This window comes from Rhodovulum sp. (assembly GCF_011048875.1).
Taxonomy (GTDB): domain Bacteria; phylum Pseudomonadota; class Alphaproteobacteria; order Rhodobacterales; family Rhodobacteraceae; genus Rhodovulum; species Rhodovulum tesquicola.
The window spans coordinates 1-8,913 of sequence record NZ_DSDD01000179.1 but is presented as its reverse complement, the minus strand read 5'-3'; the positions used below and the strand labels follow the sequence as shown (position 1 = coordinate 8,913).

Annotated in this window: 10 protein-coding genes; 7 read left to right on the top strand and 3 right to left on the bottom strand. The window is 70.8% G+C overall.

Annotated elements, in window-relative coordinates:
- The first annotated feature begins 50 nt into the window (after positions 1-50).
- Positions 51-917: a branched-chain amino acid aminotransferase gene (locus tag ENN83_RS06230; RefSeq protein WP_287185275.1), complete on the top strand. Its 867-nt coding sequence runs from the start codon at positions 51-53 to the stop codon at positions 915-917.
- 55 nt (positions 918-972) lie between these two features.
- Here the strand turns inward: ENN83_RS06230 and ENN83_RS06225 are convergent, their stop codons facing one another.
- Together ENN83_RS06225 and ENN83_RS06220 are read right to left on the bottom strand one after the other, a co-directional pair.
- Positions 973-1,599, bottom strand: coding sequence for an enoyl-CoA hydratase/isomerase family protein (locus ENN83_RS06225; protein ID WP_287185273.1), 627 nt, complete (start codon positions 1,597-1,599; stop codon positions 973-975).
- Positions 1,596-2,351, bottom strand: a complete 756-nt coding sequence (locus ENN83_RS06220) for an SDR family oxidoreductase (RefSeq protein WP_287185271.1) — start codon at positions 2,349-2,351, stop codon at positions 1,596-1,598. The genes ENN83_RS06225 and ENN83_RS06220 overlap by 4 nt, the downstream gene beginning before the upstream one ends.
- A 139-nt stretch (positions 2,352-2,490) precedes the next feature.
- Between ENN83_RS06220 and ENN83_RS06215 the strand changes: the two genes are divergently transcribed.
- The 6 genes from ENN83_RS06215 (at position 2,491) to lpxK (ending at position 8,694) form a co-directional block, all read left to right on the top strand.
- Positions 2,491-3,993: a DUF2125 domain-containing protein gene (locus ENN83_RS06215; RefSeq protein WP_287185269.1), complete on the top strand. Its 1,503-nt coding sequence runs from the start codon at positions 2,491-2,493 to the stop codon at positions 3,991-3,993.
- Between the two features lie 83 nt (positions 3,994-4,076).
- Complete coding sequence (locus ENN83_RS06210; protein WP_287185268.1) at positions 4,077-5,423, top strand: TldD/PmbA family protein; 1,347 nt, start codon at positions 4,077-4,079, stop codon at positions 5,421-5,423.
- On the top strand, positions 5,410-6,183 hold the full coding sequence (locus ENN83_RS06205) for an inositol monophosphatase family protein (RefSeq protein WP_287185266.1): 774 nt from the start codon (positions 5,410-5,412) through the stop codon (positions 6,181-6,183). The genes ENN83_RS06210 and ENN83_RS06205 overlap by 14 nt, the downstream gene beginning before the upstream one ends.
- Positions 6,184-6,263: 80 nt before the next feature.
- Positions 6,264-6,509 carry a DUF4170 domain-containing protein gene (locus ENN83_RS06200; RefSeq protein WP_132693343.1) on the top strand — a complete coding sequence of 82 codons (246 nt, stop codon included), beginning with the start codon at positions 6,264-6,266 and terminating at the stop codon, positions 6,507-6,509.
- A gap of 11 nt (positions 6,510-6,520) precedes the next feature.
- The gene (locus ENN83_RS06195) at positions 6,521-7,693 is read left to right on the top strand and encodes a 3-deoxy-D-manno-octulosonic acid transferase (protein ID WP_287185276.1); all 1,173 of its coding nucleotides are present in this window, start codon (positions 6,521-6,523) and stop codon (positions 7,691-7,693) included.
- Positions 7,693-8,694 (top strand): tetraacyldisaccharide 4'-kinase, encoded by a 1,002-nt coding sequence (lpxK, locus tag ENN83_RS06190; protein WP_287185264.1) that lies wholly within the window; start codon positions 7,693-7,695, stop codon positions 8,692-8,694. Before ENN83_RS06195 ends, lpxK begins: the two co-directional genes overlap by 1 nt.
- Here the strand turns inward: lpxK and ENN83_RS06185 are convergent.
- A partial coding sequence (locus ENN83_RS06185) for a CoA transferase (protein ID WP_287185262.1) occupies positions 8,666-8,913 on the bottom strand: 248 nt, incomplete at its 5' end. The genes lpxK and ENN83_RS06185 overlap by 29 nt on opposite strands.

Here is an 8,913-nt window from a genome sequence, read left to right as displayed (position 1 = left end):
CGCAACATTAGGAAAAACCGCCCCGAACGGGCAAGCGAAAGGGAAGCGCCATGACTGGCTATGACGACCGCGACGGCTGTATCTGGATGGATGGCAAACTGGTGCCCTGGCGCGAGGCCAATGTGCACCTGCTGACCCATGCGCTGCATTATGCCTCGTCGGTCTTCGAGGGCGAGCGTGCCTATGGCGGCCGGATCTTCAAGTCGCGCGAGCATTCCGAGCGGCTGAGGACCTCGGCCAACCTGATCGACTTCGAGATCCCCTACAGCGTCGACGAGATCGAGGCGGCCAAGGCGCAGGTGATGCAGGCCAACGGCATGACGGACGCCTATGTGCGCGCGCTTGCCTGGCGCGGCGCGGGCGAGGATATGGGCGTCGCCTCGCGCCGCAACCCGGTGCGCATGGCGGTCGCGGCCTGGGAATGGGGCGCCTATTACGGCGATGCCAAGATGAAGGGCGCCAAGCTCGACATCTCGAAATGGAGGCGCCCCAGCCCTGAGACCGCGCCCAGCCAGGCCAAGGCCGCCGGCCTTTACATGATCTGCACCATGTCCAAGCACGCGGCCGAGGCCAAGGGCTGTTCGGATGCGATGATGTTCGACTATCGCGGCTATGTCGCCGAGGCGACCGGGGCCAATATCTTCTTCGTCAGGGATGGCGAGGTGCACACGCCGAAACCGGACTGCTTCCTGAACGGCATCACGCGGCAGACCGTGATCGGGATGCTGCATGACCGCCGGATCAAGGTCCATGAGCGCCATATCATGCCCGAGGAGCTTGAAGGCTTCCAGCAATGCTGGCTGACCGGGACGGCCGCCGAGGTGACGCCGGTGGGTCAGATCGGCGATTACAATTTCGAGGTCGGCGCGCTGGCCCGCGAGATGGTCGACGCCTACGAGAAACTCGTCCGCACCTGAGCGCGCGGGCGACGGACCGAATGCGGGCCGGTCCCCGTCCGGGGCCGGCCCGGCATCAGGGCCGCCGCCCCTCGCACATCGCCTTGATCGCCGCGCGATGCGCAGGCGTCGCGGCCAGCGGGGCCTGCACCAGGTCGTCCACCGCGGCCATCAGACCGTCCTGCGGCACCAGCCGGTCGACCAGCCCGAAGGCCAGCGCCTCGTCGGCGCCGACCCTTGCCCCGCCCATCAGGATCAGCTTGGCCCGCGCCGGGCCGACCAGCGCCGCCAGCCGCCCGGGATCGGACGGTTGCGGCAGGAAGCCCAGTTTCATCACCGGATAGAAGAACTTTGCCTCGGGCACGGCCAGCCGCAGATCGCAGGCCAGTGCCATGCCGAAGGCGCCGCCCGCCAGCGTGCCGTTCAGCGCCGCCACCGTCAGCGCATCCAGCGCCGCGATCCGGCCCGAGACGCTTTCCCAGACCGGATCGGTGGCAAGTCCCGCCTTCGCCTCGTCCAGATCGGCGCCCGCGCTGAACACCTTGCCCGCGCCGGTGATGACCAGCGCCGCGATGCCCGCGCCCGCCGCGTCGGACAGGATGTTGTCCAGGTCGCACAGCATCGCGAGGGTCAGCGAATTGGCCTTGTCGGGCCGGTTCAGGGTCACGACCCAGCGCGCGCCGTCCTTGTCCAGCCCGATCACGAGGGCAGCCCCGCGCGGCGGCGGATGGCGCGTTCGCGCAGCGACACCTCCTGGCCCAGGAACTCGTCGGCATCCGCGCTGCACATCCAGACCAGTGCGCGGGCGGGCCAGGCGGGGGGGACATGCTCGGCCCAGTCCAGACGGCTGGCCGGGTTCACGCCGCTGTCGCGGATCGTCTGCTGCATGTCGGTCGCGACCGTGCCGGGCGACAGGCTGATCGCCCGGATGCCCTGTGCGCGGCCTTCGAGATCGGCGCAGCGGGTCAGCATCGCGGCCCCGGCCTTGGCGGTGCAATAGGCGCTCCAGCCCTCCATCGCGTTATGGGCCGCACCCGAGCCGATGGTCAGGATCGTGCCGCCGCCTGCTGCCGCCATCACCGGCATCGCCGCGCGAAAGCCGTGGAAGACGCCCTTGAGGTTGGTGTCGATTGCCGCCGCCCATTCGCCGGGATCGGCATCCTGCAAGCGCGCGATGGGCTCGATCACGGCGGCGTTGTTCACCAGGATGTCGATCTGCCCGAAGGCCCGGACCGTGGCGCGCACCGCGTCCGCGACCTGTGCGAAATCGGCCACGTCGCAGGGCAGGGCGATCGCCCCGCTGCCGATCTCGCGCGCGATGCTGGCAATCGCCTGTTCGCTGCGCGCGGCCAGCGCCACCCTGGCCCCGGCTTCGGCAAAGGCGCGTGCGGCGGCGGCGCCGATGCCGCGGCTGGCCCCTGTGATCAGGACGCTTCTGCCCGACAATTCACCCATGACACCCCTCCTCGCCGACACAATTCCGTGTGCCATGTCCTAGCCCAGCCTCTGGTGGCAGACCAGAGCAACGTGGCGTTGACTCCCCCCGGCCCAGCACCGACATTCAGGCCTGACATCCTGCGATGAAAGGGAACACATGCTGCTGCGCATCTCGGCCTCTGCCGGGGCTATCGTCGCCGTGCTGGCCATCGCCGCGCCGGCATCGGCCGATCTGACCGCCGCCGAGGTCTGGGCCTCGTGGAAGGCGCTGGCCGAGAGGTCGGGCCAGACCATTTCCGGCAGCGAAACGAAGTCGGGCGACACCCTGACCGTCCGCGACGTGACCATCGCGATGGAAGCCCCCAGCGGCTCGGCCTCGGGTGCTATGGGCGACATCGCCTTTACCGAGAATCGCGACGGGTCGGTGTCGATCCGCCTTGCGCCGGAATACCCGCTGGTCGTGTCAACGACTTCCGAGGCGGGCGAGCGCGTCGAGATGAAGATGACGCTGCGCCAGCGCGACCTGAGCATGACCGCCCGCGGCAATGCCGGTGCCATCGCCTATGATTTCGCCGCGCCAGAGGCGTCCTTTGCCCTCGACCAGATGCTCGTCGATGGCGAGCCGATGGACATGGCGATGGAGATGTCGGCGCGGGGGATTTCCGGCGGCTACACGATGGCCGAGGGCGCGACCGGGCGGATCGACGGCACCCTGAACGCCACCACCGCGCGGCTGGACATGAATGCGACCAATCCCGAGGACGGGTCGCGTTTCAAACTGGGCGGCGAGATGACCGATATGGTCGTGTCCTCGTCCAGCACGGTTCCGGCGGGCATGCAGACCACGGACCTGGGGGCGATGCTGGCCGCGGGATTTGCCTCGACCGGCAAGATCGCCCATGGCGGCACGGCCTATGCAATGGACATGACGCAGGCGGGCGAAAGCACGAATGTCGCGGCAACCCTTGGGCCCGGGACGCTGGATTTCGCGCTGGCCGATGGCGGCATGCTGTATGACGTGCGCTCGACCAGGGGGCAGATCGGGATTTCCGGCTCGGCGCTGCCGCTGCCGCGGATCGACCTTGCCTTAGACGACAGCGCGTTCAGCTTTCGCATGCCCATGGTCCGGAGCGCGGCGCCCTCCGATTTCGGGCTGCTGACCCGGATTGCCGGGCTGACGATCAGCGATGGCATCTGGGCCATGTTCGACCCCTCGGGCCAGTTGCCGCGCGATCCGGCGACGCTGGTGATCGACCTTTCGGGCAAGGTGCGGCTGCTGTCCGACCTGACCAATCCGGCGGTCGCCCAGTCGTCAGAGGCGCCCGCCGAACTGCACGAGCTGAACGTCAAGGGCCTGAAGCTCAGCCTTGCCGGGGCCGAACTGACCGGCAACGGGGCCTTCGTCTTCGACAATTCCGACAAGGTGACCTTTGACGGGATGCCCCGGCCCACCGGCCGGATCGGGCTGCGTCTTGACGGGGGGAACACGCTGCTTGACCGGCTGGTGGCGATGGGGCTGGTTCCGGCGGATCAGGCGATGGGCATGCGGATGATGCTGGGCATGTTCGCCCGGCCCACCGGCGAGGGCGACACGCTGAGCTCGCAGATCGAGGTCACGCCGGACGGCCGGGTGGTGGCGAACGGGCAGCGGCTGCGCTGAGCGCGGCCGCCGACCCCTCGCGCAGGGTTGCGCGGGGGGCGCGGGCGGCCTACCTGAACGCCAGTTCCATCGCCGGAGGCCCGATGCCCGACACAATCGAAACGCTGACCGCCGCGCTGCTGGATGCCGCGATCAAGGCCGGTGCCGACGCGGCGGATGCGCTGGCGGTTGCAGAGGCATCGCTGTCCATCGACGTGCGCGGCGGGCGGCTGGAACAGGCCGAGCGCGCCGAAAGCACCGAGATCGGGCTGCGCGTGCTGATCGGGCGGCGGCAGGCCTGTGTTTCCGCGTCGGACACGCGGCCCGCGACGCTGGCCGAGATGGCCGAACGCGCCGTCGCCATGGCGCGCGAGGCGCCCGAGGATCCGACCGTGGGGCTGGCCGATCCCGGCCAGATCGCCCGCGAACTCGACATCGCCGCGCTGGAACTGGCCGATCCCGCGCCCGAGCCCGAACCCGCCATGCTGGAGGAGGATGCGCGCCGGGCCGAGGCGGCCGCGCGGGCCGTCCCCGGCATCACCCAGATCGAATCGGCGGGCGCGGGCTATGACCGGCAGCGGCTGTTCCTTGCCGCGACGAACGGCTTTGCGGGCGGCTATGAGCGGACCATCCGCTCGACATCCTGCGTGGCGATCTGCGGCGAGGGCACGGGCATGGAACGCGACTGGTGCCACGAGGCGCGTGTCTTCCAGGCCGATCTGCCCGGCCCCGAGGAAATCGGCCGCATCGCCGGGGAACGCACCATCGAACGCGCCGCGCCCCGCCGGCCGAAGACCGGCGCCTATCCGGTGCTGTTCGACGAGCGGGTGGCATCCTCGCTGATCGGGCATCTGCTGTCGGCGATCAACGGCACCGCCATCGTGCGCGGCGCCTCCTGGGCGCGGGATCTGTTGGGGCAGGCGGTGCTGCCCGCGGGGCTGTCGCTGATCGCCGAACCGCACCGGCCGCGCATCGCAGGCTCGCGCCCCTTCGATGGCGAGGGGCTGGCGACCGCGCGGCGCGCGCTGGTCGCGGACGGGGTGCTGGCGGGGTGGGTGCTGGATCTGGGCACGGCGCGCAAGCTGGGGCTGGAGAGCACCGCGAATGCCGCGCGCGGCGTCTCTTCGCCGCCGTCGCCGTCCTCGGGCAATGTCACGCTGACGCCGGGCACGCGCTCGCGCGACGACCTGATCGCCGAGATGGGCACCGGGCTTGTGGTGACCTCGATGATCGGCAGCACGATCAACCCGACCACGGGCGACTATTCCCGGGGCGCTGCGGGCTTCTGGGTCGAGAACGGACAGATCGCCTGGCCGGTCAACGAATGCACCATCGCCGGCAGCCTGCCCGACATGCTGCGCCGGATCGTTCCGGCGAATGACGCCCGGGATCACAAGTCGCATCGGGTGCCGAGCCTGCTGGTCGAGGGGCTGACGCTTGCCGGCGACTGACCTTGCGCTGCTGATCGAGGCGGCCAAGGCCGCCGGGAGGATCGCCGAGCGCCACTGGAGACGCAAGCTGCGCGTCTGGGACAAGCCCGGCCATCAGGGTCCCGTGACCGAGGCCGATCTGGAAATCGACGCCATGCTGCGCGAGCGGCTGATGGCGGCGCGGCCGGGCTATGGCTGGCTGTCCGAGGAAACCGAGGACGGCCCCGCGCGGCTGGGCGCCGAGCGCGTCTTCGTCGTCGATCCGCTGGACGGCACCCGGGCCTTTCTGGAAGGCGACAAGTCCTTTGCCCATGCGCTGGCGGTGACCGCGGCGGGGCGGGTGGTGGCCGCTGCGGTCTATCTGCCGATGCTGGACAAGCTTTACGCCGCAACCGCCGGGGGCGGGGCCACGCTGAACGGCGTGCCGATCCGGGCCAGCGGGCGGGCGCTGCTGGATGGCGCGGCGGTGCTGACCGCGCGGCCCGCGCTGGACCCCTGTCACTGGGCGGGACCGCCGCCACGGTTGCGCCGGTCGCTGCGCGCCTCGCTGGCCTATCGGCTGTGCCTGGTGGCCGAGGGGCGGTTCGACGCGATGCTGACGCTGCGGGACAGCTGGGACTGGGACACCGCGGCGGGCAGCCTGATCGCCACCGAGGCGGGCGCGCGGGTGACCGATCGTGCAGGCGCCGCGCTGGCCTTCAACACCGAGATCCCGATCTCGCGCGGGGTGATCGCCGCGCCGCCGCCGCTGCATGACGAGGTAATCGCGCGGCTGGCCTGAGCCCCGATGCGCCCTTTCGCGGCTCCCTTGCTTGGTCTAGAGTGCGGCTGACGGCAAGGCAGAACCCAAGGGGGATGACGATGACCCAGCGCCTGCATCTGGTCTTTGGCGGCGAACTGGTCGATCCCGGCCGGACGGTGTTCCGCAACACCGACGACATTCACATCGTCGGCATGTTCCCCGATTATGCCAGCGCCCACGCGGCCTGGAAGGCCGAGGCCCAGCGCACCGTGGACAATGCCCATATGCGCTATTTCATCGCCCACATTCATCGCCTGCGCGACGAAGAGGCCGAGGCCGGGCCGACCGAGGAACTCGGGACCTGAAAGTGGCGCGGATGGCGGGCGGGGGGCAGGATCCGGGGACGCGGCCCGATGGCCCGGTGGTCTGGCTGCATGCGCCGCCACCTGCGGAACGGCCTGCCGCCGCCGAACTGATCCGCATGCTGAACTCCGAACGTCCGGATCTTGCGGTCCTGGTGACCGGCGAGGATGGCCTGCCTGACTGGACCGGCGGGCTACTTCGCCCGGGCGCGCTGCATCTTGCCGTCGCTCCGCGCGACAGCCAGCGCGCCGCGGCCGAGTTCGTGGCGGACTGGCGGCCGGATATCGCCGTCTTCTACCCCCAGACCCTGCCGATGGCCGCCTTGGCCCAAGCCCATGCCCGCGGCGCTGCGCTGTTCCTGATTGCCCGCGACCTGCCGGAAAACTGGCGCGGCCGCTGGCGGCTGGGTGGCGGTGTGACGCGGCGGATGCTGCGCCGTTTTGATCGCATCTATGCACAAAGCCGGGCCTGTGCCGATCAGTTGCGCGCGCTGGGCGCACCGTCGGTCCAGCTGATCCCCTGCGGTCCGCTGTCCGAGGGCAGTGCGGTGCTGCGCTGCAGCGAAACCGAACGCGAGGTCCTGGCCCGGATGATGGGGGCGCGCCCCGCCTGGCTGGCCGCCTGCATCCGGCCCGAGGAAGAGGCGGTCGTCGTCGCGGCCCATTCCCGCGCGATCCGGCAGGCGCACCGGCTGTTGCTGCTGCTCGTGCCGGACGATCCCGCAAGGGGACCGGCGCTGGCCGGGCGGCTGCGGGGCGAGGGGTGGGAGGTATCGCTGCGCTCCGAGGACGAGGAGCCCGAGACCGAAACGCAGATCTATGTCGCCGATACCGAGGGCGAGCTGGGGCTCTGGCTGCGGCTTGCGCCGCTGACCTTCATCGGCGGCACGCTGGCGGGGGCACCCGGCCCCGATCCCTACCATGCCGCGGCGCTGGGCTCGGCCATCGTGCATGGCCCGGCCACTGACGCGCACGCGACGCATTACCGCTGGCTTTCCGGGGCCAGGGCCGCGCGGCTGGTGCGGGACGAGCAGAGTCTCGCCGATGCGGTGGCCGATCTTCTGTCGCCCGACCGCGCCGCCGAGATGGCCCGCGCCGCCTGGGAGGTCTCGACCGAGGGGTCGGCGGCGACCGAGCGCGTGATGCGCCGGATGATCGAGGCGCTTGCCCTGGCGGAGGCAGGCTGATGCGGCCGCCGGGTTTCTGGTTCAACCCGCCCGAGAGGCCGGGGATTGCGGCCCGTGCGCTGGCACCGCTGGGCGCGCTTTACGCGCTGGGCACGGCGCGGCGGCTGCGGCGCGGGTTGCCCGAACGGGTCGGTGTGCCGGTGATCTGCGTGGGCAACATCAATGCGGGCGGCACCGGCAAGACGCCCACGGTGATCGCGCTGGTGCAGCGGCTGGCGGCGCGCGGGGTGGCGGCGCATGTGGTCAGCCGCGGCCATGGCGGGCGGCTGGAAGGCCCGGTCAGGGTCGAGGAACGCGGTCACAGCGCCGCGGAGGTCGGTGACGAGCCGCTCTTGCTGGCGGCCTTTGCGCCGGTCTGGGTCGCGCGGGACCGGGCTGCGGGCGCGCGCGCGGCGGTGGTGGCCGGGGCGCAGGCGATCGTGATGGATGACGGGTTCCAGAACCCGGCGCTGGCCAAGGACCTGTCCATAGTCGTGGTCGATGCCGCCAAGGGGTTCGGCAACGGGCGGGTGATCCCCGCGGGACCGCTGCGCGAGCCGGTGACCGCGGGTCTTGCGCGCGCCGATCTGGTGCTGTCGATCGGCCCGGCCCCGGCCCAGCGCCATTTCGCGTCCGTCTGGGGCCAGCGGTTGGCCGTGCCCCATCTGACCGGCGCGCTGCGACCGCTGGAAACCGGCATGGACTGGGCGGGGCTGCGCGTGCTGGCCTTTGCCGGCATCGGCCATCCCGAGAAGTTCTTTGCCACGGTCGAGGCGCTGGGCGCGCGGCTGATGCGGGCCGAGGCGCTGGAGGATCACCAGCCGTTGACGCCCGCGCTGATGACAAGGCTGGAAACCGAGGCAAGGCTGATCGGGGCGCAACTGGTGACCACGGAAAAGGACGCGGTGCGTCTGCCGTCCGGGTTCCGGCAGAAGGTGCTGACCGTTCCGGTGCGGCTGGACATCGCGGATTGGGCCGGGATGGAGACGGCGTTCAATCAGCTGGGGCTTGGCGGCGGCTGAGTTCCTGCCGGATCGCCGCGCCATCCGCGTCCAGTTTCGGCGCGGCGCGGTCCAGTGCCAGTTCCGCATCGGAAAACACGATGGGCGTGCGCAGAGCGGGCACCCCGTCGCGCGGGGCCACCAGCCCGCGGTGAAGGATCTGCGGATCGGCGAAAACCTGGGCCATGTCGTTGATCGGCCCGGCGGGCACGCCTTCGCCCTCGCAGGCGGCCAGAAGAT

Excerpts from the sequence above, each read along its gene's own strand:
- ENN83_RS06200 (WP_132693343.1), top strand. The coding sequence starts at position 6,264 with ATGACCCAGCGCCTGCATCTGGTCTTTGGCGGCGAACTGGTCGATCCC.
- lpxK (WP_287185264.1), top strand. The coding sequence starts at position 7,693 with ATGCGGCCGCCGGGTTTCTGGTTCAACCCGCCCGAGAGGCCGGGGATT.
- ENN83_RS06220 (WP_287185271.1), bottom strand. The coding sequence starts at position 2,351 with ATGGGTGAATTGTCGGGCAGAAGCGTCCTGATCACAGGGGCCAGCCGC.
- ENN83_RS06230 (WP_287185275.1), top strand. The coding sequence starts at position 51 with ATGACTGGCTATGACGACCGCGACGGCTGTATCTGGATGGATGGCAAA.
- ENN83_RS06195 (WP_287185276.1), top strand. The coding sequence starts at position 6,521 with ATGGCGGGCGGGGGGCAGGATCCGGGGACGCGGCCCGATGGCCCGGTG.
- ENN83_RS06215 (WP_287185269.1), top strand. The coding sequence starts at position 2,491 with ATGCTGCTGCGCATCTCGGCCTCTGCCGGGGCTATCGTCGCCGTGCTG.
- ENN83_RS06210 (WP_287185268.1), top strand. The coding sequence starts at position 4,077 with ATGCCCGACACAATCGAAACGCTGACCGCCGCGCTGCTGGATGCCGCG.